The organism is Actinoplanes sp. NPDC051513 (assembly GCF_044454685.1).
Taxonomy (GTDB): Bacteria; Actinomycetota; Actinomycetes; order Mycobacteriales; family Micromonosporaceae; genus Actinoplanes.
The window spans coordinates 946279-970941 of the sequence record NZ_JBITDW010000001.1; the positions used below are offsets into that span (position 1 = coordinate 946279).

19 protein-coding genes are annotated in these 24663 nt (G+C 71.1%); 11 read left to right on the forward strand and 8 right to left on the reverse strand.

The window, feature by feature from the left end:
* Positions 1–18: 18 nt before the first annotated feature.
* Positions 19–981 (reverse strand): hypothetical protein, encoded by a 963-nt coding sequence (locus ACIA5D_RS04605; RefSeq protein WP_396028422.1) that lies wholly within the window; start codon positions 979–981, stop codon positions 19–21.
* Position 982: 1 nt separating this feature from the next.
* Positions 983–1615: an MBL fold metallo-hydrolase gene (locus ACIA5D_RS04610; RefSeq protein ID WP_396028423.1), complete on the reverse strand. Its 633-nt coding sequence runs from the start codon at positions 1613–1615 to the stop codon at positions 983–985.
* Between the two features lie 217 nt (positions 1616–1832).
* Between ACIA5D_RS04610 and ACIA5D_RS04615 the strand changes: the two genes are divergently transcribed.
* Positions 1833–2750 carry a DUF4349 domain-containing protein gene (locus ACIA5D_RS04615; protein ID WP_396028424.1) on the forward strand — a complete coding sequence of 306 codons (918 nt, stop codon included), beginning with the start codon at positions 1833–1835 and terminating at the stop codon, positions 2748–2750.
* A 92-nt stretch (positions 2751–2842) separates the two neighbouring features.
* Here ACIA5D_RS04615 and ACIA5D_RS04620 read toward each other — a convergent pair whose 3' ends face one another.
* Positions 2843–4108 (reverse strand): amidohydrolase, encoded by a 1266-nt coding sequence (locus ACIA5D_RS04620; protein WP_396028425.1) that lies wholly within the window; start codon positions 4106–4108, stop codon positions 2843–2845.
* 250 nt (positions 4109–4358) lie between these two features.
* Positions 4359–5924, reverse strand: a complete 1566-nt coding sequence (locus tag ACIA5D_RS04625) for a methylmalonyl-CoA mutase (RefSeq protein ID WP_396028426.1) — start codon at positions 5922–5924, stop codon at positions 4359–4361.
* Positions 5925–6129: 205 nt separating this feature from the next.
* Here ACIA5D_RS04625 and ACIA5D_RS04630 point away from each other — a divergent pair, with 205 nt between their 5' ends.
* Both ACIA5D_RS04630 and ACIA5D_RS04635 read left to right on the forward strand, forming a co-directional pair.
* Complete coding sequence (locus ACIA5D_RS04630) at positions 6130–8055, forward strand: serine/threonine-protein kinase (protein WP_396028427.1); 1926 nt, start codon at positions 6130–6132, stop codon at positions 8053–8055.
* A gap of 27 nt (positions 8056–8082) precedes the next feature.
* Positions 8083–9771, forward strand: coding sequence for a phospho-sugar mutase (locus tag ACIA5D_RS04635; RefSeq protein ID WP_396028428.1), 1689 nt, complete (start codon positions 8083–8085; stop codon positions 9769–9771).
* Between the two features lie 2 nt (positions 9772–9773).
* Here the strand turns inward: ACIA5D_RS04635 and ACIA5D_RS04640 are convergent, their stop codons facing one another.
* Both ACIA5D_RS04640 and galE read right to left on the reverse strand, forming a co-directional pair.
* Positions 9774–10457, reverse strand: a complete 684-nt coding sequence (locus ACIA5D_RS04640) for a GPP34 family phosphoprotein (protein WP_396028429.1) — start codon at positions 10455–10457, stop codon at positions 9774–9776.
* A gap of 58 nt (positions 10458–10515) precedes the next feature.
* Positions 10516–11526: a UDP-glucose 4-epimerase GalE gene (gene galE / locus ACIA5D_RS04645; protein WP_396028430.1), complete on the reverse strand. Its 1011-nt coding sequence runs from the start codon at positions 11524–11526 to the stop codon at positions 10516–10518.
* Between the two features lie 105 nt (positions 11527–11631).
* Here galE and ACIA5D_RS04650 point away from each other — a divergent pair, with 105 nt between their 5' ends.
* From ACIA5D_RS04650 to ACIA5D_RS04660, 3 genes are read left to right on the forward strand one after another with little or no spacing between them, the layout of a single operon-like run.
* Positions 11632–14487, forward strand: coding sequence for a CDP-glycerol glycerophosphotransferase family protein (locus ACIA5D_RS04650; RefSeq protein ID WP_396028431.1), 2856 nt, complete (start codon positions 11632–11634; stop codon positions 14485–14487).
* Positions 14480–15598 (forward strand): glycosyltransferase, encoded by a 1119-nt coding sequence (locus tag ACIA5D_RS04655; RefSeq protein ID WP_396028432.1) that lies wholly within the window; start codon positions 14480–14482, stop codon positions 15596–15598. Before ACIA5D_RS04650 ends, ACIA5D_RS04655 begins: the two co-directional genes overlap by 8 nt.
* Complete coding sequence (locus ACIA5D_RS04660; RefSeq protein WP_396028433.1) at positions 15595–16083, forward strand: NUDIX hydrolase; 489 nt, start codon at positions 15595–15597, stop codon at positions 16081–16083. The genes ACIA5D_RS04655 and ACIA5D_RS04660 overlap by 4 nt, the downstream gene beginning before the upstream one ends.
* Before the next feature lies 1 nt (position 16084).
* On the opposite strand, the gene upp is transcribed toward ACIA5D_RS04660, so the two are convergent.
* Complete coding sequence (upp, locus tag ACIA5D_RS04665; RefSeq protein ID WP_396028434.1) at positions 16085–16717, reverse strand: uracil phosphoribosyltransferase; 633 nt, start codon at positions 16715–16717, stop codon at positions 16085–16087.
* Positions 16718–16776: 59 nt separating this feature from the next.
* Here upp and deoC point away from each other — a divergent pair, with 59 nt between their 5' ends.
* From deoC to ACIA5D_RS04690, 5 genes are all read left to right on the forward strand, one after another.
* Positions 16777–17703, forward strand: coding sequence for a deoxyribose-phosphate aldolase (gene deoC, locus ACIA5D_RS04670; protein WP_396028435.1), 927 nt, complete (start codon positions 16777–16779; stop codon positions 17701–17703).
* Positions 17704–17707: 4 nt separating this feature from the next.
* On the forward strand, positions 17708–19126 hold the full coding sequence (locus ACIA5D_RS04675) for an aldehyde dehydrogenase family protein (protein WP_396028437.1): 1419 nt from the start codon (positions 17708–17710) through the stop codon (positions 19124–19126).
* A 133-nt stretch (positions 19127–19259) separates the two neighbouring features.
* Positions 19260–20033 (forward strand): aldehyde dehydrogenase family protein, encoded by a 774-nt coding sequence (locus tag ACIA5D_RS04680; RefSeq protein WP_396028598.1) that lies wholly within the window; start codon positions 19260–19262, stop codon positions 20031–20033.
* Positions 20034–20151: 118 nt separating this feature from the next.
* On the forward strand, positions 20152–21048 hold the full coding sequence (locus tag ACIA5D_RS04685) for a DNA primase (RefSeq protein WP_396028438.1): 897 nt from the start codon (positions 20152–20154) through the stop codon (positions 21046–21048).
* Between the two features lie 124 nt (positions 21049–21172).
* A complete protein-coding gene (locus ACIA5D_RS04690; RefSeq protein ID WP_396028439.1) occupies positions 21173–23662 on the forward strand; it encodes a transposase in 2490 nt (829 codons plus the stop codon).
* A 73-nt stretch (positions 23663–23735) separates the two neighbouring features.
* Here ACIA5D_RS04690 and ACIA5D_RS04695 read toward each other — a convergent pair whose 3' ends face one another.
* Entirely contained in the window at positions 23736–24392 is a 657-nt protein-coding gene (locus ACIA5D_RS04695; RefSeq protein ID WP_396028440.1) for a 4a-hydroxytetrahydrobiopterin dehydratase, read from the reverse strand.
* Between the last annotated feature and the right edge of the window lie 271 nt (positions 24393–24663).

The following is a 24663-nucleotide window of genomic DNA, read 5'->3' on the forward strand; positions in this document are numbered from 1 at the left end:
CCCGACCGGCACGGGCGGTCAATCGGACTCGTCCGTTTCGAGATCTTCTAGGGCGGCCTGCACGTCGCCGACCCGGCGGCGGGCGGTGGCGACGTCCCGCTCGGCCGTGCGCCGGGCCTGCTTGCGGCGGGCCACGTCGGCCTGCGCCTCGGTGCGCCGCCGTTCCAGCTCGGCGAGCTCCGCGTCGAGGTCTTCCACCAGATGCTCGGCGTCGCGCTCGGCGTTCTCGGCCCGCACGAGCTGCTCGTCGGCGCGGTGCTCGGCGGACTCGGCGGTGCCCAGCTCGCGGCGCAGCTCCCGGCGGCGCTGCTCGATCTGGCGACGGCGGCGCTCGGCGGCCTGCCGCTCCCGTGTGGACTGCTGCGGGAACTCGACGACCTCCCCGCCCTCCTCGTCCGACTCCTCGGCATCGAGGTCGGCGTCGAGGTCGGTGTCGAGGTCGGTGTCGGTGTCGCTGACCAGGCGCAGCCGGGGCTTCGGCACCTCGCCGAACCCGGCGTAGCTGGCCGCCCGGATCAGCCGCCCGGTGCGCACCTGCGCCGCGACCGACGGCTCGGCGAGGGCCGCCGAGAGCGTCGCCTCCACCTCGCCCAGCGGCAGCTTGGCGTCCGGCTCGGCCTCGAGCGCCAGCTTGCGGGCCGCGCCGACGAGCGCCGACACCACCTGGCGGCGCTGTGCGGTCAGCTCGCGCAGCTGATCGCCCTGGAGGCCACGCTGGGCCTCGCGCAGCGCCGACGAGAGCTCGACCAACTCGTCGATCAGGTCGGGGCGGCGCAGCGCCAGCAGGTTGACCACCCAGGCGGCCACGGTCGGCTTCTTGAGCGCCGCGAGGCGCTTCGCCGTGTCCCGGTCGCCGGCCCGCTTGGCCTCGTCGATCGCGGCGGTACGGGCCGCCACGAAACCGTCCGGCGGCTGCTCGTAGAGCCGCTGGATCAGGTCGTCGGTCGCGCCGGGCGCGCCGGAAAAGCTTCCGCTCGGCACGTCAGATCGTGGTCCCGGGCGCGAGGTGCGCGTAGGAGGTGCCGGAGAGCCGGCCGAGGTGGCCGTCGGAGACCTTGGCGCCGGTCTCGTTGAGCAGCGCGTCGTGCAGCGCATAGGCACGGCCGGGCTTGACCGCCCGGACGAAGTCGATCGACTCCATCAGTTTCATCCAAGGAGCATTCAACGGGACGAACAGCGTGCCCACGACCGTTTCCTCCGGAACGGTGAACGAGTCGCCGGGGTGATAGACGTTCGTGTCGTCGTCGCCGATCAGATAGGCGAGGTTCGCGACCCGCGGGATGTCGGGGTGGATCAACGCATGCTGGCCGCCGAATGCCCGTACGCGAAAGCCGGCCGCGCCGAATTGTTCACCGGGACCCACGGCGGTGGCGATGTCGCCGAAGGCGGCGAGCTGGGGCAACACCTCCGCGTGGGCGAAGACGCGCAGGCCCGGACGCTTCGCCGCGGTGTCGGCCACCGCCGCGACATCCAGGTGATCGATGTGCTCGTGGGTGATCAGGACGGCGTCCGCGCCATCCAGCGCGGAGCGCTCGCTGAACTCGCCCGGATCGACGACCAACACTCCGTCGCCCTCGATCCGGAGGCAGGAATGCGTGAACTTCGTGACGCGCACGGGACCCCTCCGCTGCCGATTCGTAACCGCTCACCCCGCAGTCTGCCGGAACCGGGTCCCCTGTGCCGTACGTCCCAGGTGCACACCCGAACGGGGATGGGAGAAAACCATGCGTGTCAGACCCATATACATCGCCTCCTCCGTGCTTCTCACGGGGCTTCTACTGGCCGGATGCGGCGCCGGAGCATCCGACGACTCACAATCGAATTCCTCCGGCGTGTCGGCCGCGGACAAGGCCGCCGCTCCGGAACGAGCCGATGGCGGCGCGGTCGCCGAGGCTCAGCCGCCGGCCGCCGCACAGGACAAGCCGGCGCAGGCGCCCGACCTGAGCGTCGACCAGCGGTCCATCATCTATCGCGGCAGCATCTCGGTACGCGTCAAGGACGACGTCAACGCCGCGGCCGGGCAGGCCTCCGGCATCGCGACCACGGCCGGCGGCTTCATCGGCTCGGACAACCGCACCAGCGGCTCGGGCGGCTCCGGCACGGCCACGCTGATGCTGCGGGTCCCGGCCGACAAATTCGCCCCCGTGGTCGACCAACTGTCCAAGCTGGGCAGTGAGGAACACCGCGAGATCAGCACCGAGGACGTCACCGAGGAGACCGTCGACCTCGACGCCCGGATCACCGTGCAGCAGGCCCGGGTGGACAGCGGGCGGCGGCTGCTGGCTCAGGCGAAGACGCTGAACGACCTGGTGATGCTCGAGAAGGAGGTGGCGACGCGGGAGTCCGACCTGGCGTCGCTGCAGGCCAAGAAGCGGCGGCTGGCCGACCTCACGGCGTTGTCCACCATCACCGTCACGTTCCTCGGTCCGGCGGCGCCGACGCCCGCGGGCGAGGACAACCCGGGCGGGTTCCTCGGCGGGCTGGCGGCCGGCTGGGACGCGCTGCTGGCCTCGCTCAAGGTCGTGCTGACCGTGCTGGGCGCGCTGCTGCCCTGGCTGATCGTGATCGGGCTGCCGGTGTGGGCGGCGTTCTACCTCTATCGGCGGTTCCGGCCGAACCGGGCGACCGGGCGACCGGCTCTCGTCGCGCCCGCCGGGGCGGTGCCGGCGGTCTATCCGCCGCATCCCCCGATGCCGGCCTCGGCGCCGCCGGTACCATCGAAGCAAACGGACGAAACCGACAAACCCTAAGACGGGTACGGCCCCGCGATCGCCCCGCTGATGAGGAGTCAGCCCCGAAGGGGCGATCGCCCGCGGAGCGAAGCGGAGCCAGCCAGCTCAGCTCAGAAGGCGCCGGTGGCCAGCGCCGCCAGCGCGGTGTGCACGAAGACCCGCACGCCGTACCCGATGCAGCTCTCGTCCACGTCGAAGCTGCCCTGGTGCAGGTCGTAGCGCTCGTCGGAGCCGGGCGTCCCGGTGCCCAGCCGGATCATCGCGCCCGGCACGTGGTCGAGGTAGAACGAGAAGTCCTCGCCGCCCATGCTGATCTCGGCCTCGACCACCCGGTCGGCGCCGAGCGCCGCGCCGGCCGCGCCCGCGATGACCGCCGTGGCCATCCGGTCGTTGATCACCGGCGGCATGCCCCGGCGGTACGCGACCTCGGCCTCGGCTCCGGTCGCCGCGACCACGTCGCGGATCAGCTTGGTGATCAGCTCGGGCGCGTCCCGCCAGGCCTCGCGGCTGAGGATGCGGACCGTGCCGCTCGCCCGCCCCTCGGCGGGGATCGCGTTGAACGCGTCGCCCGAGTGCACCGAGCCCCACACCATCGAGACGCCGGCCCGCGGGTCGATGCGGCGGTCGAGCAGCGCCGGCACGTCCACGATCACCCGGCCCAGCGCGTGCACCAGGTCGGCGGTCAGGTGCGGCCGGGCGGTGTGGCCGCCGGGGCCGGTCAGCTTGACCTCGACGATGTCGGCGGCCGCCGTGAACGGCCCGGAGCGGACCCCGACCAGGCCGATCGGCAGCTGCGGGTAGCAGTGCAGCGCGTAGATCGCGACGACGTCCTTGAGCCCGCCGGCCGCGACCACCTCGGGCGCGCCGGACGGGATGCTCTCCTCGGCGGGCTGGAAGATCAGCCGGACCCGGCCGGGCAGCTGGCCCTGCTCGGCGAGCTGGGCGAGGGCCAGCCCGAGCCCGAGCAGCACCGTGGTGTGCACGTCGTGTCCGCAGGCGTGCGCGACGCCGTCGACGGTCGAGCGGTACGGCACGTCTTTGAGGTCTTGCAGCGGCAGCGCGTCGAGGTCGGCGCGGAAGGCCACGACCCGGTCGCCTTCGCCGATGTCGCAGATCACACCGTTGCCCTTGGGCAGCAGCCGCGGGGAGAGGCCGGCCACGGCCAGCTCGCGGGCGATCAGGGCGGCGGTCTCGAACTCGTGGTGGGAACGATCGGGGTGGGCGTGAATGTGCCGACGAATCGCTACGAGCTCCGCGCCGTGGGCGGCGAGCCAGCGGTCGAGCTGGCCGGGCAGGGGCTCGGCGCCGGGCAACGGCCCGGGCCACTCCGTCTCGGGTTCCCCAGGCGAGGGGGGCGCCGTCAGAGCAGTAGTCACGTCGGTTTCCGTATCACTCTCGAAGGTTTGTCGTGTTTGCTTGACGCGCGACAGCTTAGACCCAGTTTGGTGACGCTGTGCAACATCATTCCCGTGCACGCTGGGTAGCGCTGGGTCACGAATGCCCTGATAAGAGCGCTCGATGAGAGGCGAGGAGATGCTCGGGTTGTCGTCCCTGCGCAGCATCTGGCCCATCACCTCCTACAACGTGTAACGGATCGCGGAGGTGATGCCACACCACGAGTCCGACTCAGAAACGCTCCACGGGGTGGTGGACACCCCACACACCACGCAACGTGTGGCAGACCTCTCCCACCGTGGCACGTAGCCGCAACGCCTCTTTCATCAACGGTAGGACGTTCTCGGTCCCCTGGGCGGCCTTCGCCAAATCCGCCAGCGCGCTCTCGACGGCCGCCGAGTCCCTTTTCGCCCGCAGATCGGCAAGTCGGGCGACCTGGGCGGCCTCGATGGCCGGGTCGACGCGCAGCGGCTCGTACCGCTCCTCGTCATCCACGGCGAAGCGGTTGACGCCCACCACCACCCGCTCCCCGGAGTCGATCTCGTTGGCGATCCGGTACGCCGAGGTCTCGATCTGCTCCTTCTGGAAGCCCTGCTCGATCGCGTCGACCGCCGACCCGTACGAGAAGACCCGCTCGATCAGCCGGGTCGCCTCCGCCTCGACCTCGTCGGTCATCGCCTCGATCGCGTAGGAGCCGGCGAACGGGTCGACCGTGCCGGTCAGGCCGCTCTCGTAGGCGAGTACCTGCTGGGTGCGCAGGGCGAGCCGGGCGGACTTCTCGGTGGGCAGGGCGATCGCCTCGTCGTACGCGTTGGTGTGCAGCGACTGCGTGCCGCCGGCGACGGCGCCGAGAGCTTGGATCGCGACCCGCACGAGGTTGACCTCGGGCTGCTGGGCGGTGAGCTGGACGCCCGCGGTCTGCGTGTGGAACCGCAGCATGAGCGACTTCGGGTCCTTCGCGCCGAACTCCTCGCGCATGATCCGGGCCCACATCCGGCGGGCCGCGCGGAACTTGGCGATCTCTTCCAGAAGCGTGGTGCGGGCCACGAAGAAGAACGACAGCCGGGGCGCGAAGTCGTCGACGGCGAGACCGGCGGCGCGCGCGGCCCGCACGTACTCCATGCCGTTGGCCAGCGTGAAGGCGATCTCCTGCGCCGGGGTCGCGCCCGCCTCGGCCATGTGGTAGCCCGAGATGGAGATCGTGTTCCACTTCGGGATCTCGGCACGGCAGTACGCGAACGTGTCCGCCACCAGCCGCAGCGAGGGCTTCGGCGGGAAGATGTACGTGCCGCGGGCGATGTACTCCTTGAGGATGTCGTTCTGGATCGTGCCCTGCAGCGCCGCTCCCGGCACGCCGTGCTCCTCGGCCACGAGCTGGTAGAGCAGAAGCAGTAGAGCACCGGGCGCGTTGATCGTCATCGAGGTCGAGACCTGGTCGAGCGGGATGCCGTCGAACAGCTTGCGCATGTCGTCGATCGAGTCGATGGCCACGCCGACCTTGCCGACCTCGCCGTGCGCGATCGGGTCGTCGGAGTCGTACCCCATCTGGGTGGGCAGGTCGAACGCCACCGACAGGCCCATGGTGCCGGCCGCGAGCAGCTGGTGATAGCGCGCGTTGGACTCGGCGGCGGTGCCGAAGCCCGCGTACTGCCGCATGGTCCAGGGGCGCTTGGTGTACATGGTCGGGTAGACGCCTCGGGTGTACGGGTACTCCCCCGGCTCGCCGATCGGCACGTCCGCGGGCACGTCCCCGGCGCGGTAGACCGGCTTGATCTCGAAACCCGACTCTGCGTTCACAACCGTGATCCTAAGACTTCGTTCAGGGCGCAAGCGTGAGGGATTTTGCACAGAGAGTCCGATAATCACCACGGAAAGCGGCTTTCCGGTCACGGTGCGTCGACTTCACAGGAACACCCGCGTCGTGACTTTCAAATAGGGGGGCGCACCCGGCAAGATAGCGGGGTTGGTCGACGGCCCCTACATCCCCTCGGTGGCATCCTCAGTGACTCAGATTCCGACGTGGAGCGGTGGCAACTCTGCTCCCACCAGCGGACGCGCAGCCCCGGGCACGCTCATCGGCGGGCGGTACACACTGCGCGCAGCGGTGGGGCACGGTGGCATGGGCACGGTTTGGCGCGCGGCGGACACGCTGCTGCGCCGCGACGTGGCGATCAAAGAGGTCGTCCTCCCGCCCGGCCTGGCTCCCAGCGACCGCGACTCGATGTACGAGCGAACCATGCGCGAGGCCCGCGCCGCGGCCGCGCTCCAGCACCCGGCGGTGGTGCAGGTCTACGACGTCGTGCACGAGAACGGCCGGCCGTGGATCGTGATGGAGCTGCTCGACGCGCGCAGCCTCGCCGACATGGTGATCGAGGACGGGCCGGTCACCCCCCGCGTCGTCGCCAAGATCGGCATCGCATTGCTCGGCGCGCTCGAGGTGGCGCACGCGCACGGCGTGCTGCACCGCGACGTGAAGCCGGCCAACGTGCTGATCTGCTCCGACGGCCGTTGCGTGCTGACCGACTTCGGCGTCGCGCGCATGCCCACCGACGTGCAGCTGACCACGCCCGGCATGGTGCTCGGCTCGCCGCATTTCATCTCGCCCGAGCGCGCCATGGGCAGCGACTTCGGCCCGCCGAGCGACCTGTTCTCGCTGGGCGTCACGCTGTTCACCGCGGTCGAGGGCCGTCCGCCGTTCGACAAGGGCGACCCGATCGAGACCATGCACGCCGTGGTCGAGGACCCGCCGGCCCCGGCCGTGCGGGCCGGCTCGCTCACCCCGGTGCTGATGGGCCTGCTGGAAAAGGACCCGGCCCGGCGGATGGACGTGCTGACCGCGCGCACCATGCTCCGGCAGCAGCTGGCCGGCCCGCTGGCCAGCACCAGCCCGCCGCACATGATGACCGACCCGTACTCGGTGGTCCCGGCCCAGCGCCCGCCGGCGGCGCCGGCCGAGACGCAGCCGCTGCCGCCGCAGCCGCAGCCGAACGGTCAGATCGGCGGCCGGGCCATGCTCGCGCCCGGCCAGTCGCTCACCGACCATCTGCAGAAGCTCCAGCAGGGCAACGCACCCGCCGGCGGCGGTCGCCGGCGTGCGCCCGAGCTCGACGACACGCTGATGCCCGGCGGTGCGACCGGCTTCATGCCGACCGCCCACGGCACCGACCCGACCAGCGTGATCCCGCCTCGCGAGGCGTGGAACGGCGCACGCGCGGCCGGCGAGCCGATGGGCGGCACGATCGTGCGGAGCCCGGCCGCCAAGCGCAAGGCGATGATCGACAACGCGGTCGGCTCGGCCAGGGCGGCCACCGGCAAGGCCGTCGAGACGTTCAAGGGCTGGCCGCGCAACAAGCAGCTGATCGCCGGCGGCGGGGCGCTGGCCCTGCTGATCGTCCTGGTGCTGGTCATCTCGCTGTCCGGCGGCGGAGGCGACACGCCGACGACACCGGTCGCGCAGCCGACCGTGAGCGAACAGGCGGCGCCCACGTTCGAGACCCAGGAGTACAACGACCGGGGCATCTCGGTGCAGGTGCCGAAGGGTTGGACCCGCAAGTCGGCCGGCGACTGGGTGGACTACGTCGACCCCAAGGACGCCAAGCACAAGGTGCGCATCCTGGTCGAGAAGTCGACGGCCGAGCCCACGAAGTTCCTCGGCGTCGCCGAGAACACGCTCAAGACGCGGTCCACGAGCTGCCCGAAGCCCTACAACCGGGTCGACCTCAGCAAGACCACGATCTCCGGCAAGGACGGCGCGGTCCTCGAGTACACGTGCGGCGACGGCGACGGCGGTCGGCACGGGCTCTGGGGCGCGGTGGTGACCGGCGGCAAGGCGTTCTCGTTCTACATGACATCCACCGAGGCGCAGTTCGCCGACAGCAAGCCGATCTTCGATCAGATGATCAAGACTTACACCCTGACGGCCTCCTGACCGCTCGGCACGTGCTATCAATCCCAGATGGCGCCTGACGACGAACTCCGAGCTGTGCCAACCCGCGGCGGAAAACCCCAGACAACCCCGTTGGAAGAGGCCGAAGCCTGGCTGGCCGACGATCCCGATCCGGCGAGCCGGGACGAGCTGCGCGAGCTGATCGACGGGCTTCCGGGCACCGCCGACGAGCTGCGCGACCGGTTCGCCGGCCCGCTGACCTTCGGCACGGCCGGCCTGCGCGGCCGGCTCCGGGCCGGCCCGAACGGTATGAACCTCGCCGTGGTCACGAGGGCGGCGGCCGGGCTGATCGCCTGGCTCGAGGCCCAGGGCGGCGAGGGCCCGCTGGTGATCGGGTACGACGCCCGGTACGGCTCCCGGGACTTCGCCGAGCGCACCGCCCGGGTGGCCACCGGCGCCGGCCGCGAGGCGTTCGTCATGCCCTCGACGCTGCCCACACCGGTGCTCGCCTACGCGGTGCGGGCGCTCGACGCGGTGGCCGGCGTGATGGTCACGGCCAGCCACAACCCCGCACAGGACAACGGCTACAAGGTCTACCTCGGGCGGCAGCTCGGCGGTCCGGCCGGCGACGGCGCACAGATCGTGCCGCCGGCCGACGCCGGCATCGAGGCAGCCATCCGGGCGGTCGGGCCGATCGCCGGAGTCCGGCTGGGCGTGCCGGGCACGGTGCTCGACGACAAGATCGTTCAGGGGTACGTGCAGAGCGCCGCGAACGTGCTCACGCCGGGCGGACCGCGCGACCTGACCGTGGTCTACACCCCGTTGCACGGCGTCGGCGGCGGCACGCTGGCCGCCGCGTTCGTGACGGCCGGGTTCGGGGTGCCCCCGGTCGTGACAGAGCAGGCCGAGCCCGACCCCGAGTTCCCGACGGTCCCCTTCCCCAACCCGGAGGAGCCGGGGGCGATGGACCGCCTGCTGGCGCTGGCGAAAGCCTGCAACGCCGACCTGGCGATCGCCAACGACCCGGACGCCGACCGGTGCGCGCTGGCCATCCCGGGCCCGGACGGCGGCTGGCGGCCGCTGCGCGGCGACGAGCTGGGCGTGCTGCTGGCCGACCACCTGATCCGGCGGGGCGTGCCGGGCACGTATGCGACCACGATCGTCTCGTCGCAGCTGCTCGGCCGGCTCTGCGCGGCCCGCGGCGTGCCGTACGCGGAGACCCTGACCGGCTTCAAGTGGATCGTTCGTGCCGCCGATGAATTGGCCTTCGGCTACGAGGAGGCGCTGGGCTACTGCGTGGCGCCCGCCCTGGTCCGCGACAAGGACGGCATCACGGCCGCGCTGACCGCCGCGGAGCTCGCCGCCGGGCTCCTGGCCGCGGGCCGCTCGGTGCAGGACCGTCTGGACGAGCTGGCGGCCGAGTTCGGGGTGCACGCCACCGACCAGCTCTCGGCGCGTGTCGACGACCTCGCCGAGATCGGCGCCGCGATGGGCCGGGCCCGGCAGCAGCCCCCGGCGACGCTGCTCGGCGCGCCGGTGACGGCGGTCGGCGACCTGCTGCCGGAGAACGACGTGCTCACGTTCCGCACCGCCGCGGCCCGCGTGGTCATCCGGCCGTCGGGTACCGAGCCCAAGCTCAAGGCGTACCTCGAAGTGGTGGAACCGGTCGCCCAGGGTGACGTCACCGCCGCCCGCACCCGGGCAGCGGATGCCCTCAAGACCCTCCGTCAGGAGGTCGCCGCCGCGCTCGGCGTGTGAGCCTAGGCCGGTTTCGGCGCGCCCAGGGCGGCCGAGATGGCCTTGCCCAGCGTGTGCACGACCAGCGCGACCGACGGGCGTACCACCGAGTCTTCCAGGTCGACGGAGCCGGAGAAGCCGGCGCCCGCGGCGATCTGCTCGAGCCGCTGGTGCGCCCGGGCGCTCTCTTCCGGCGGCAGGTGCAGCGCCGGTTCCATGCGGGTGGCGACCAGCAGGGTGGCCAGCGCGGCCGTCCGCTCGTCGCACATGTTCTCTTCGGTCAGCGCCTCGGCCAGCCGCCGCCGGATCTCGGCCTCGTAGGCCGGGTCGGTGGTCGGGTAGCGGTGGACGTGGATGAACTCCATCTGGGTCTCGTCCACGTCCTGCACCACGCCGCGGGAGACGAGGTCTTCCAGGACGCGGGTGCGCAGCCGGTGGCGCAGTCGCTGCACCCACTGGCCCGGCGTGTGCGGCTCGTCGTCGGCGGCCTTGGCCAGCACCGCGTCGGCGATCGGTTCGCCGATCGGGGTCCGGTCGATCACCTTGAGGTAACCGTCGGCGTACGCGACCCGCCCCGCCAGCGCCAGGTCGACCAGCACGGCCGCGGCCATGCCGAGGTCGAGTCCGATACGGGAACCGGTGGCCTTACCGGTCTGGTCGTCGTATGCGAGGAGGAGCAGTTCCTCGGCGAGCGGAATGGAGGTCATGTGACGCAACGATAGTGGCCCGAGTCACGCAAGGAGATCGCCAGGTCGGGTCTTTGTGCTACGGCTTCCCGGCCAGATCCGGCAGGACGCGGTCGCGCTGGGCGAACCAGGCCAGCGTGTCGCGGATGCCGTCGGCGACCGAGTGCTCGGCGCGCCAGCCGAGCAGGTCGGCGGCGCGGCTGCTGCGGGTGTACGCCCCCGCCTGGTCGCCCGGGCGCCGCGGCGCCTGCTCGACGGCGACCGGCACGTCGACGACCTGGTTGAACGCCTCGACGAACTCCAGCACCGTGGTGCCGGTGCCGGTGCCCAGATTGATCACGTTGTACTGGAGGTCGTCGGCGAAGAGCGTGTCGAAGAGCTCGAGCGCGCGCAGGTGGGCGCCGGCGAGGTCCCACACGTGGACGTAGTCGCGGATGCCGGAGCCGTCGCGGGTCGGGTAGTCGACACCCGTCACGCGGAACGGCACGCGGGCCCGGTAGGCCTCGATCAGCTTGCCGAGCGCGTGGCTCGGCGCCGGCACCTGCAGGCCGGTACGCATCTTGGGGTCGGCCCCGATCGGGTTGAAATAGCGCAGCGACAGCACCTTCAGTGGGGTGGCCGCGGTGACGTCGGTGAGCATCTGCTCGACCACGAGCTTGGTCCGCGCGTACGGGCTCGAGGCGGCCAGCGCCGAGCTCTCGTCCACGCTGAACTCGTCGTTCGGCTCGTAGATCGAGGCGGACGAGCTGAACACCAGCCGGGTGACGCCCCGGTCGACCAGGTGATCGACGAGCTCGAGCGTCTTGGCAACGTTCTCCCGGTAGTAGTGAATGGGCCGCGCGACCGAGTCGGGCACCACGATCAGCGCCGCGCAGTGCACGACCGCCGATATCTCCGGGTGCTCGTCGAAGATAAGGTCGAGGACGGCCCGGTCGGCGATGTCGCCCTCGTAGAACGGGCGTCCCTCGCAGAACTCGCGGCGGCCGGTGACCAGATTGTCCAGAATGACCGGCTGATGACCCGCGTCGATCAGACAGGACGCGATCGTGCTACCGATGAAACCGGCCCCGCCGGCGATGAGCACCTTCACGGCGATGACCTTATCCGGTCGGGCCACAGGTAATTTTTAGGGGAACAGACTCTTAACCTATGATGCTGCCGCCACGGGAGCCGTTCCGAGAAAGGACATCTCAGCGTGACCTCGCCCCACCCCCGGCCCGATGTCACGGTCGTGGTCATCGTCTACAACGACGCGGCACGGATCGAGACGGCGGTCCGGTCGGTGCTCGATCAGTCCTTGCGCAGCCGCGAGGTGATCGTCGTCGACGACCACAGCACCGACAACACCCCCGAGGTCATGGAACGGCTGGCCGCGCAGCACCCGGACGACGTCCGGTTCATCCGGCTGGCGGCCAACTCGGGGCACTGCGGCGCCCCGCGCAACGAGGGCGTCCGTAACGCGCGCGGCCGGTACATCATGTTCCTCGACTCGGACGACACGCTCGACCGGCACGCCTGCCGCAACATGGTCGCGATGGCCGAGGAGTCCGAGGCCGACATGGTGATCGGCCGGTGCGTACGGCACGACGTCGCCACCGGCAAGGAGCACTCCTGGATGCCGTGGCTGGTGCAGCGCAAGGTGGTTCACGAGTCGCTGCGCGACGAGCCCGAGCTGCTGTACGACGTGCTCTCCACCAACAAGCTCTACCGGCACGACTTCCTGACCCGGGAGAACCTGGTCTTCCTCGAGGACCGGTACTACGAGGACAACGTCTTCTCGGCGCACGCCTACCTGACGGCCAAGAAGATCGCGGTCATCCCGCAGCGGGTCTACACCTGGAACGTCGAGCGCGGGGCCGCCTCGCTCTCGATCACCAACCGCGCCCGGGACGTGCGCAACCTCACCGACCGGATCGCGGTCACCCGGCAGATCGACGCGCTGCTCGCCCGCTACGGCACCCCCGAGCTGCGGCTGCAGAAAGACATCCGGTTCATCGAGAACGACCTGCGCACCCATCTGGCCGGCATCGGCGACGCCGCCGAGGCCGACCAGCGGAAGCTCATCGAGGTCGCCGGGCCGTACGTGCGTGGCATCGACCCCGAAGCGTTCAAGCAGGCCAAGCCGCTGCCCGCGATCGCCGCGTACATGGTCCGGGTGGACGACCTCGAAGGCGTCGCCACCGCCCACGACTACATCGCCAGCAAGGACAATCGGCCGCGGCTGACCACGACGCTCACCGTCCGCGACGGCCGGATCTTCTGGTGCGACCGGCACCTGGACGACCCGCTGGGCCGCGAGGTGCTCGACGTGACCGAGCTCGGCTTCCAGGACCTCCCGCTGGCCAAGCTCGCCCTGGGCAGCCGGATCACCTCGGTCGAGCGCGCCGGCAGCTCCGTCACGGTCAGCGGCGTGATCACCAATCCGCTCGGCCGGCTCGACGGCAAGGTCAAGGCGTCGCTCGCCGTCGTCGCCCGGCGCAACCGGCGGCGGCAGTTCACCGCGAAGGCCACGATCGCCCCGGTCGGCACCGAGCTGGCCTGGACCGCGACGGTCGGTCCCGATGAGGCGCCGCGGCCGATCGGCTTCGTCGACCCGGTCTACTCGCTGGCGCTGCGGGTCAAGGCCGGGGGCGAGACCTGTGACGTGCACCTGTTCGCCCCCGACGAGCTGACCGAGGAGCTCAGCCTGCCGGTGCGGCCACGGCTGTCCCGGCTGGCGGCCGACCGCATGGAGGCGTACCGCACCGACCGGGGCAATCTGGCGTTGCGGCTGTCGGCCGAGGGGAAGCGGGCCCGGGCCGGCGACGCGACGCTGAAGAAGGTGCGCTCCCAGCCGCTCGGCGCCCGCGCCTGGGGCAAGGCCGCGAGCCTGCGGCGCGACGTGCGGCAGGCGATGGACAAGCGCAAGACCAAGCTGGCCTGGTACGACAACGTCTTCTCGCGGATGCCGATCAGCAAGCGGACGATCGTCTTCGAGAGCCACATGGGCAAGCAGTTCTCGGACAGCCCGCGGGCCATCTACGAGGAGCTCAAGCGCTCCGGCGTGCGGTTCCGCGCGGTCTGGGCGTACGCGGACGACCACCCGAACGGCTTCCCCGGCGACGTCAAGCTGGTGCGCCGGCAGTCCTACGCGTACCTGCGCGAGCTGGGCCGGGCCCGGTACTGGGTGGACAACCAGGGCTTCCCGCACGACCTGCGCAAGCGGGCGGGCACCACGTACATCCAGACGTGGCACGGCTCGGCGTTCAAGCGGATGGGCTTCGACGAGGCGAACATCAAGCGCCAGACCGCGTCCCAGCAGCAGAAGCTCCAGGACGCCATCGACCGCTTCGACTTCTTCCTGGCCCGCACCGAGCACGACGTGCGCACGCTCACCAAGGGCATGCGGGTGCACGCCGACCTGATGCGCGTCGGGTACCCGCGCAACGACGTGCTCGTGAAGCCGCACAACGACGATGAGGTCGCCGCGCTGCGCAAGCAGCTCAATCTGCACGACGACCGCAAGGTGCTGCTCTACGCGCCCACCTTCCGCCCGGACGAGATCGCGACCGGCTCGAAGGGCCTGACCCTGCCGTTCTCGCTGGACGACTTCGTCGAGCGCTTCGGCGACAAGTACGTGCTGCTGGTCCGCCCGCACTACCTGGTCTCGTTCGCGCTGCCGCCGATGTACGCGCACTCGGTGCGCAACGTCGCCAATGTGCACGACGTGACGCCGCTGATGCAGATCGCCGACGCGGTGATCACCGACTACTCGTCGCTGATGTTCGACTACGCGCTGCTCGACCGGCCGATGGTCTTCCACGTGCCCGACTACGACGACTATGTGGGCAGCAGCCGCGGTTCCTACTTCGACCTCGCCGAGGTCGCGCCCGGCCCGCTGACCCGCACCGGGGACGAGCTGTTCGCCGCCCTCGCCGACCTCGGCGAGCTCGAGGAGCGGTACGCCGAGCGGCACCGCGCCTTCACCGCCAAGTTCTGCGAGTACGACACCGGCACCGCGGCCAAGGCGGTCGTCGACCGATTCTTCGCCCAGGGAGCGCGCCGTGGCTGAGCCCCGGGACATCTTCATCGTCACCAACGCCGTCGACGAGCTCGGCGGCCTCCAGCAGTGGGCACACGACGTGTCCCGGCTGTTCACCGCCCGCGGCAACCGGGTCACGCTGATCGGCGTCGAACCGGCCAACGTGCACCGCGACTACGGCTCCGGCCTGCCGTACCGGACGCTCACCCTGCACGACCACCGCCTGCCCCGGAAGGGCAACGGCTTGTTCTGGCGCCGCCGCCGCGCGGCTCAGCAGGCCGTCGGCGCGCGCCGGCTCTCGGAGCTGTTCCGCGAGGCCCGGCCGGGCGGCGTGGTCATCGCGGCGCAGATCTGGGCCGGCGAGTGGGTGGCGGCGGCCGACACCACCGGGCTCACCACGATCGGCATGTCGCACGAGTCGTTCGAGGCCAGCAAGAGCAGCAGCCGCTACAACCGGGCCCGCATCTACTACGAGGGCCTCGACATCCACCTGGCGCTCACCGACGCCGACGCGGACGCCTGGGCCCGGGCCGGCATGACCAACGTCGGCGCGATGCCCAACCCGCTGATGACCGTGCCCACGACGCTGCCCACGCTCGACGAGAAGACGGTTGTCACGCTGCGCCGCCTCTCCCACGACAAGGGCATCGACATGTTGCTCGAGGCGTGGGCGCTGACCGGACCGCAGTTCCCGGACTGGCGCCTCAAGATCTTCGGCTCCGGCCCGGACGAGGAGGCGCTGCGGGCGCAGGCGCGCGAGCTCGGTCTCGACGACACCCAGATCTTCCAGGGACAGACCGACAACATCGACGCGGCGCTGAGCGCCGCGTCGATCTACGCGTTGCCGTCGCGCGAGGAGGGCTTCCCGATCGCCGTGATGGAGGCGATGGCGTACGGCCTGCCGACGGTCGCCTTCGACTGCGCGCCCGGGATTCGTGAGCTGATCGACGACGAGGTCAGCGGCGGCATCGTGGTGACGGCCGGCAACGTGCCCGGCATGGCGACCGGGCTGGAACGGCTCATGAAGGACCGCGACCTGCGGGTGCGGCTGGGCGAGGCCGGCCAGCAGTCGGTGCGGCGGTTCTCGCCGGACAGCATCATCGACCGCTGGGAAGCCCTGTTCGCGCTGCTCGAACGATGAAGGCCACGCTCGCCACCCTCGGGTACGTCTTCTCCGAAGATCGCAAGAACATCCTGATGATCCGGCGCGACGCCCGGCCCGACGACATCCACTACGGCTACTACAACGGGCTCGGCGGCAAGCTCGAGCCCGGCGAGGACGTGGCGGCCGGGATGCGCCGGGAGATCCGCGAGGAGGCCGGCATCGAGTGTTCGTCGCTCGAGCTGGCCGGCACGATCTCCTGGCCGGGCTTCGGCAAGGACGGCGGCAACTGGTTCGGCTTCCTCTTCCGCGTCCCGGCCTTCTCGGGCACGCCGCTGACCGCCAACGACGAGGGCAGCCTGCACTGGGTGCCGATCGCCGACGTGCTGGCCGGCAACCTGCCGATGTGGGAGTCGGACCGGCATTTCCTGCCGCTCGTCTTCGCCGACTCCCCCACGGTCTTCCACGGCGTCATGCCGTTCTCGAACGGCAAGGCGCTGAGCTGGAGTTACTCCACGCTCTAGCCTAGAAGCGCCGCATGCCGCCGAACTGTCGGTCACCCGCGTCGCCCAGGCCCGGCACGATGTAGGCCTTCTCGTTCAGCCCCTGGTCGATCGCGGCGGTGACCAGCCGCAGCGGCAGCCCGCTGTTGCCCAGCCGCTCGATGCCCTCGGGCGCGGCCAGCACGCAGCAGATGATCACGTCGGTGCAGCCCCGCTCGGCGAGCAGCCGGCAGCAGTGCAGCAGCGACCCCCCGGTGGCCAGCATCGGGTCGAGCACCAGCACCGGCTGCCCGGAGAGGTCGGCCGGCAACGACTCCATGTACGCCCGCGGCTCGAACGTATGCTCGTCCCGCGCCAGCCCCACGAACCCCATCGACGACTCGGGCAGCAGGGCCAGCGCCGAGTCGGCCATGCCGAGCCCGGCCCGCAGCACCGGAACGATCAGCGGCGGGTTGGCCAGCCGGATCCCCTCGGTGGGCGCGACCGGCGTGTTGATCGGGTACTGCTCGACCGCGAAGGAGCGGGCGGCCTCGTACACGACCATGGTGGTGAGCTCGTGCAGGGAGGCGCGGAAGACGCCCGAGTCGGTCTCCGCGTTGCGCATCGCGGTGAGCCGGGTCTGGGCCAGCGGGTGATCTACGACGAGTACGTCCACGGCGACAACCTACCGGTCAGTCAAGATCAAATGTTACCGGCCTGCGTAGAATCGTTTTCATGACTGCGACAGCGACGTCGACCGCCAACCTGCGGGCCCTTCTGCACGGGCTCCCCGGGGTCGACAAGGTGGGCGTCGAGGCCCGGGCGGCCGCGCTCGGCACCCGATCGGTGAAGACGACCGCCAAGGCCAAGGCCATCGATCTGGCGATCCGCATGGTCGACCTCACCACGCTCGAGGGCGCCGACACCCCCGGCAAGGTCAGCGCGCTCTCGGCCAAGGCCCTGCGCCCCGACCCGGCCGATCCTTCGTGCCCGTCCGTTGCCGCGGTGTGCGTCTACCCCTCGATGGTTCCGGTGGCGGCGTCCGTGCTGGCCGGCTCCGGGGTGCACGTGGCCAGCGTGGCCACGGCCTTCCCCTCCGGCCAGGCGCCGCTCGACGTCAAGCTGGCCGATACCCGCGACGCGCTGGCCGCCGGCGCCGACGAGATCGACATGGTGATCAGCCGCGGCGCGTTCCTGGCCGGCGACTACGCCAAGGTCTTCGACGAGATCGTCGCGGTCAAGGAGGCCTGCGGCGACGCCCACCTCAAGGTCATCCTCGAGACCGGCGAGCTGGGGACGTACGACAACGTCCGCCGCGCCTCCTGGCTCGCGATGACGGCGGGCGCCGACTTCATCAAGACCTCCACCGGCAAGGTCCCGGTCGCCGCGACCCTGCCGGTCACGCTGATCATGCTGGAGGCCGTGCGCGACTTCCGCGCGCAGAGCGGGCGTCAGGTGGGCGTCAAGCCGGCCGGCGGCATCCGTACGACGAAGGACGCCATCAAGTACCTCGTGCTCATCAACGAGACCGTCGGCGACGACTGGCTCGATCCGGCGTGGTTCCGCTTCGGCGCCTCCTCGCTCCTCAACGACCTGCTGATGCAGCGCACCAAGCTCACCACCGGCCACTACGCCGGTCCGGACTACTTCACGCTGGACTGATCACATGTTCGAGTACGCTCCGGCACCAGAATCCCGGTCGATCGTCGAGATCGCCCCCACCTACGGCCTGTTCGTCGACGGCGAGTTCACCGACGGCAAGGGCACCTTCAAGACGATCAACCCGGCCAGCGAGGAGGTCCTCGCCGAGGTCGCGATGGCCGCTCCGGAAGACGTCGACCGCGCGGTCGCCGCCGCCCGCCGCGCCTTCGGGCCCTGGTCGGCGCTGCCCGGCGCCGAGCGCGCGAAGTACCTCTTCCGCATCGCCCGCATCGTCCAGGAGCGCTCCCGCGAGCTCGCCGTCCTCGAGTCGCTCGACAACGGCAAGCCGATCAAGGAATCGCGCGACGTCGACCTGCCCCTGGTCGCCGCGCACTTCTTCTACTACGCGGGCTGGGCCGACAAGCTCTCGTACGCCGGCTTCGGCCCCGATCCGAAGCCGCTGGGCGTGGCCGGCCAGGTCATCCCGTGGAACTTCCCGCTGCTCATGCTGGCGTGGAAGATCGCGCCGGCGCTCGCCGCGGGCAACACGGTGGTGCTCAAGCCGGCCGAGACCACCCCGCTCTCGGCGCTGTTCTTCGCCGACGTCTGCCGCCAGGCCGACCTGCCGCCCGGCGTCGTCAACATCATCACCGGCGCCGGCGACACCGGCCGCTACCTGGTCGAGCACCCCGACGTCGACAAGGTCGCGTTCACCGGCTCGACCGAGGTGGGCCGCCAGATCGCCCGCTCGGTCGCGGGCACCGGCAAGCGCCTCACCCTCGAGCTCGGCGGCAAGGCGGCCAACATCGTCTTCGACGACGCGCCGATCGACCAGGCCGTCGAGGGCATCGTCAACGGCATCTTCTTCAACCAGGGGCACGTCTGCTGCGCGGGCTCCCGGCTGCTGGTGCAGGAATCGATCGCTTCCTCGTTGCTCGATTCCCTGAAGCGGCGGATGGCGACGCTGCGGGTCGGCGATCCGCTCGACAAGAACACGGACATCGGCGCGATCAACTCCCGCGCACAGCTCGAGAAGATTACCGAATTGTCGGAAATTGGCAGTTCGGAAGGCGCCGATCGCTGGTCGCCGCCGTGCGAGTTGCCCGATCGCGGGTTCTGGTTCGCCCCGACGATCTTCACGGGCGTGACCCAGGCACACCGGATCGCCCGGGAAGAGATCTTCGGGCCGGTCCTGTCCGTGATCACGTTCCGCACGCCGGACGAGGCCGTCGAAAAGGCCAACAACACGCCGTACGGCCTGTCGGCCGGCATCTGGACGGACAAGGGCTCCCGCATCCTGGCCGTGGCCGACAAGCTGCGGGCCGGGGTGGTGTGGGCCAACACCTTCAACAAGTTCGACCCGACGTCGCCGTTCGGCGGTTACAAGGAATCCGGTTACGGCCGCGAGGGTGGCCGGCACGGCCTGGAGGCGTACCTTGCCTAAGTCAGCACCCACCACCTCGCCGGCGCCGGCCAAGGCGACGAAAGCCGCGAAGTCGGCCAAGGCGGCGAAGGCCGCGGAAACTCCCCCACCGGCCAACGGGCGCGCCCGGCTCTCCGTACGCAAGACCTACAAGCTGTATGTCGGCGGGGCCTTCCCCCGCAGCGAGTCAGGACGGACCTATCTCGTGGACGGCGACAACGTGGCTCTCGCCTCCCGCAAGGACGCCCGGGACGCGGTCACAGCGGCCCGCAAGGCCCAGCCGAAATGGGCGTCCGCCACCGCCTACAACCGCGGCCAGGTCGTCTACCGCGTCGCCGAGATGGTCGAGGCCCGGCGGGCCGAGTTCGCCTCCCTCGGCATCGTGGCCGACGAGGTGGACGCCGCGATCGATCGCCTGATCTGGTACGCGGGCTGGTCCGACAAGATCGCCCAGGTGGTCGGCAACGCCAACCCGGTCGCCGGCCCGTTCTTCAACCTCTCCTCGCCCGAGCCCACCGGCGTGGTGGGCGTGGTCGCCCCGGCGTCGCTGCTCGGCCTGGTCAGCGTGGTCGCCCCGGCGATCGTCACCGGCAACACGGTGGTCGTGCTCGCGGCCGGCCCGCAGGTGGCGATCACCTTCGCCGAGGTCCTCGCCACCTCCGACGTGCCCGGCGGCGTGGTGAACATCCTCACCGGACGCGCCGCCGAGACCGCGCCCTGGCTGGCCTCGCACGACGATGTCAACGCGCTCGACCTGACCGGCGTGACCGACGCCGGGCTCGCCGCCGACCTGGAGCGCTCGGCCTCGGGCACTCTCAAGCGGGTGCTCCGCCCGTCCGGCGAGGCCGACTTCACGGCCGACCCCGGGCTGCGTCCGATGACCGCTTTGCTGGAGACCAAGACGGTCTGGCATCCGAAGGGTTTTTGACCCTCCTTTATCGGCCGATGCGGAAGTACGGGGGACGGTCGGTCCACTCTCAGGCGCGCCTATTAGGGTGTGTCGGCAGAATCACCGTCCAACCGACCGCATCATCCCGGAGGTCACCGTGGCCAGCCAGTCCGACGAGTCCGAGGCGTCGACGCCCGTGGACGAGAAGTCCGAGGACGCCAAGTCGGGGCTCTCCGGGGCGGAGCTCTCCGGGGCTGAGCTCTGGGACGAGGTCCGCATCGAGCCGGTCGAGATCGCCCTTCCCGGCGGCGTCGGCCTTACCCTGCGCGCCTACCGCATGGCCTCCGAGCTGACCCCGACCGAGATCGAGGCCGAGGAGGAAGACCCGTTCGACGCGCGCAAGCGCCAGGCGCGCGTAGAGGACGACGACGAAGAGGTCATCGTCGACGACGAGTTCCAGGCGCTGCTCGCCGAGGGCGACAACGACCCCGACGCGGCCAAGGCGGAAGAGCCCGATCCGGCCGACTTCGAGGACGAGAAGGACGAGGACGAGGATCAACCGGCCGACGAAGAAGTGCCGATGTTCCTCAGCCACAAGGGCCGTCTGCTGGCCTTCAAGAGCCCCGAGTCCCTGGTCTCCTTCATTCGTTCGGGTGCTCCGCACGACCTCGCACAACTCGACAGCTGGGCCGTCCTGGCCGAGCGGGTACAGTCGACCGACATCGACCCGTCGCCGGAAGACCGCTACGAGCTCGACCTCGTGGTCGAGAACCTGCGCGGCGGCCATGACACGTGGGACCTGTCGTTGCTCATCGCCGCCGGCGAGGTGGCCCGCGACCTGGGGTACGCTCTTCGACTCAAGCCGGTGATCCTGGCCCTGTCGGCCGGCTCGCCGCTCGATGACCTGGACGAGTCCCTCCGGTCGGCGGAAAGCGGGGGAATGGGCGGATTCTTCGGTCGCCGTCGATTGAAGAAAATCGGGGCACAACAGGCAAGCCTCGGATGGCGCTCGGTAATCGGCAAGATCTCTGCCGCTGTGGACTGGCGCGACTGACCCCTTACCAGAGACCATCAGTGCTTGGCCAAATGCAGCATTCAATGAGACTTGTTCGCGACGGTGGAGCCGCGAGACTCCAGGCCGGTCGCGAACGGGTCTCACCGGGGAGGAGGACGACGCCGTGGCGCTCGTGCGCGTGTACTGCGGTCTCGCGTCGGCTGATGATTCGGTGCGTGGGGCCCAAACCGCGCAACTGACCATTGCCGTGGTTGACGACGCAGGCCGGCTGCTCGGCGTCCACGAGATCAGCGACGACCCCGGCGGTTACGCCGAGCTGGGCGCGCTTCTCGTGGAACGGACGAGCGGGTTCACCGACGCCGCGGTGGCCGCCGACAGCGACGACCACCTGGTCACCTCGTTGCTCATTGCCGCGGGCCGGCCACTGGTCGTCACCGACGACGACACCACCGACGACTTCGCCGAGCGCTTCGCCGACGACGACTCCGTCGAGGAGATGCAGGCCCCGCCGGCCGCCCGCCGCGCCGTGGGCCTCGCCCGGGCGCTGCAGGCCGGCGCGATCGCCGCGGTCACCCAGGCCGCCCCGCGCGAGCTGGTCAGCTATAAGCCGGTCCTGGCCGCCCACGTGGCGCTGCTCGGCGGCCGGTACGCGTCCGCGGTCGCGCTGCGCGAGGTTCTGCGCGAGCTCTACCCCGCCGCCCTGCGTGCCTACCCCGACCCGGCCCATCCGCTCGCCCTGGCCGTGCTCGACGCGCTGCCCGAGCCGGGCCGGCTCACCTCCGGCAACGCCGAGTCGCAGCAGATCGCCGAGCAGGTCGCGGCCGAGCTGATCCGGGCCGGCGCCGGCATCGACGACGAGATCATCGCCGCGGTCACCGCGCTGCACGTCGCGATCAGCGAGTCCCCCCGCCGCGGTGGAGTCAACAAGTCGCTCGCCCCCGCCGCCGCCGACACGGTCCGCAACGCCATCGCCGCGGTCCGCTCGTGCGACGCCGCCTGCGCCTCGCTGATCGGCACGATCAGCGCCCGCAGCCTCCCTGGCCTTACCCGCCGCTCGCAGGCCGCCGCGCTCCAAGCCGTTCCGGCGCCCGCCGGCCGGCGCAGCCGCCGCGAGCCGATGAGCGCCGGCAGCGCCACGACCACGCCGCACCCGATGAACGCGCCGCCGGTCGCGCCCAACCCGGTGGCCCCGCCACCGCTCGCGCCGCGCCCGGTCACACCGCCACCCGTGGCGCCCGCCGCCGCGGCCGCGTTCCCCAACCGGGCGCCCGTGCCCGGCAACCGGCCGGTCTCGGTGCCGCCGCCCCCGCCCGGCATGACCCCGATCACGCCCGGCTCGCGGCCCGCCGCGCGCAACCCGATGGCGCCGTCGTCGCCGGCCGCCCGCCCGGCCTCGGGCCTGCCGGCCGCCTCGCTGCCGCCGTCGTCGCCCGGGTCTTCGCTGCCGCCGTCGTTCCCGGGGTCCTCGCTGCCGCCGTCTTCGCCGCCGTCGTTCTCGAGGTCCTCGCTGCCGCCGTCATCGCGGTCGGGGTCCTCGCTGCCGCCGTCATCGCGGTCGGGGTCCTCGCTGCCGCCCTCATCTCTGTCGGAGTCCTCGCTGTCGGAGTCCTCGCTGTCGGGGTCCTCCTTGTCGGGGTCCTCGCTGTCGGGGTCCTCGCTGCCGTCGGCCTCGGTTTCGCCGGCCGAGAGCGGCCAGCCGTTCCGCGCCACGCTCACCAACGCGGCGATCAACAACGCCCGCGCCGAGCGTCAGCGCACGGTGATCCCGCCGCGGCCGAGCCGCGCGCCGTCGAGCCCCGCGCCCGGCAGCGCCACCGACTACTCGCTGCCGATGCCGACCCAGCGGCCCGAACCCGCCGAGCCCGGCTCCCGGGCCAACTGGCCGCTGATGAACCCGAGCGGCGACGACGTCACCATGCCGGCCGCGTCGACGAACGGGCCGCCGTCCGACACCGGCCGGGTCAAGCCGCCGTGGCAGGACATGCCCAAGGAGCCGCCGGCGCTGCGCCTGGTCGAGGGCCAGATCGGCAACAGCCTCGAGACGACGGTCGCCGGCCTGCCGGCGGTCAACGATCCCCCCTCGCTGCGCCTGGTCGAGGGCGACATCGGCCGCAACGGCCGTCGCGTCGGCTCGGCCAGCGTGATAAGCACGTCGAGCACGATCAGCACGACGAGCACCAATCTCACCGCGCTCGACCGCAGCACCGCGCCGCCGGTCCCGGCCGACAACAACGACACCGACCTGCTCATCTTCGCGGCGGCCCGCTCGGCCTGGTTCACCGGCCACAGCGACGCGGCGCCCGATCTCGACTGGGCCAACCCCAACGACAGCGGCTGGCGTGCCGCCGAGCGGGCGGCAACGCCCGAGATCGCGGCCGAGACCGCGGCCGGGCTGCCCAAGCGTGTCCCGCAGGCCAACCTGGTGCCGGGTTCTCCGCTGCGCGACGAGCGCCCGCTGCGCATCGTCCGCGACGCGGCGAGCATCGCGGCGCACACCACGGGCTACTTCCGCGGTTGGCGCCGGGGCCAGGAGATCGGCGGTTTCGCCATGGGCGGCCGCCCCGGCCGCGAGTCGGCCGGCGGCTGGGACTTCACCCGCGACCGCGAAGGAGCCGACGAGTTCCGCGACAGAGACGCCAACTACTCCCACTGACCGCGGGCCTCGCTCGCTGACACCGGCGAAAGCGGCCGCGACTCGACGTCGTGGCCGCTTTCGCATGGGTGGGTCAGGCGCCGCGGTGTTGCCAGGTGCACAGGCAGACCTTGTTGCCCTCGGGGTCGGCGAGCACCCAGAAGCTCGGCGCCTCCGCGTCGCTCACCAGCGAACCGCCGGCCGCGAGCGCCGCGTCGATCCGCGGCTGGACCTCGGCCGGGTCGACCCAGATGTCGGGGTGCCAGCGCTGCCTCGGCTCCTCGCTGCCGGACTCCTGGAACCAGATCAGCGGCAGCGTGCCCGCCCCGTCGCGCAGATCGTCGCCGAGCTCGAGACTGTGCGCGGGCTTCATCGCCATCACCGCGGCCCAGAACGGCAGCAACGCCTTGAGGTTCGGCGTGTCCAGGGCCAGCTCGAGCTCGCTCACCCCCAGGGTCGTCTGGGACAGGCCCGAGTCGGCGGCCAGCGCCGAGATGATGCGGGCCAGCTCGACGTCGCGCGAGGTGACCCCGCCCTCGTCGTGGCTGGCCAGCCGGATGTTCACATGCGGGTAGCGCAGGTCGATGTCGGGATGGTGGTTCGCCTCCTCGGCCGCCGCGCCGATGGCGTTGACCAAGGCCAGCCCGGTCGCGAAGTTTCCGCTGCGCACGCGGGTGTGCAGGGCGTTGGCGAGCAGCACCCAGCCGGTCAGCCCCTCGTCGGCGATCTGTCGTCCCGTGAGCTTCGTCATGCGCCCATCATTCCCCGCACGACCCGCGAGCTCTACGAGTCCTGGCCTCGAAGCCCTACGCGCCCCGTATCGACACCGCAGCGTTCTCCTGGCACCCCGGGGTACCACAAGCCCGATCCGCGCCTCTACGCGGCCGTGAGAGCCCCCCTCGGGGTGCCCGCGCAAGACTGCCGGCACGCCGGCGACGGCGGCAGCCGCGAACACGACACACTGCTCCATTCGTGACCTGCGGTCGAGCGGTCACCGTCCGTACCGGACCGCAAGCACGCAG

Bases quoted from the DNA above. Each gene is read 5' to 3' on its own strand.
- ACIA5D_RS04635 (WP_396028428.1), top strand. From the start codon at position 8,083: ATGGCGCCTGACGACGAACTCCGAGCTGTGCCAACCCGCGGCGGAAAA.
- ACIA5D_RS04640 (WP_396028429.1), bottom strand. From the start codon at position 10,457: ATGACCTCCATTCCGCTCGCCGAGGAACTGCTCCTCCTCGCATACGAC.
- ACIA5D_RS04695 (WP_396028440.1), bottom strand. From the start codon at position 24,392: ATGACGAAGCTCACGGGACGACAGATCGCCGACGAGGGGCTGACCGGC.
- deoC (WP_396028435.1), top strand. From the start codon at position 16,777: ATGACTGCGACAGCGACGTCGACCGCCAACCTGCGGGCCCTTCTGCAC.
- ACIA5D_RS04660 (WP_396028433.1), top strand. From the start codon at position 15,595: ATGAAGGCCACGCTCGCCACCCTCGGGTACGTCTTCTCCGAAGATCGC.
- ACIA5D_RS04675 (WP_396028437.1), top strand. From the start codon at position 17,708: ATGTTCGAGTACGCTCCGGCACCAGAATCCCGGTCGATCGTCGAGATC.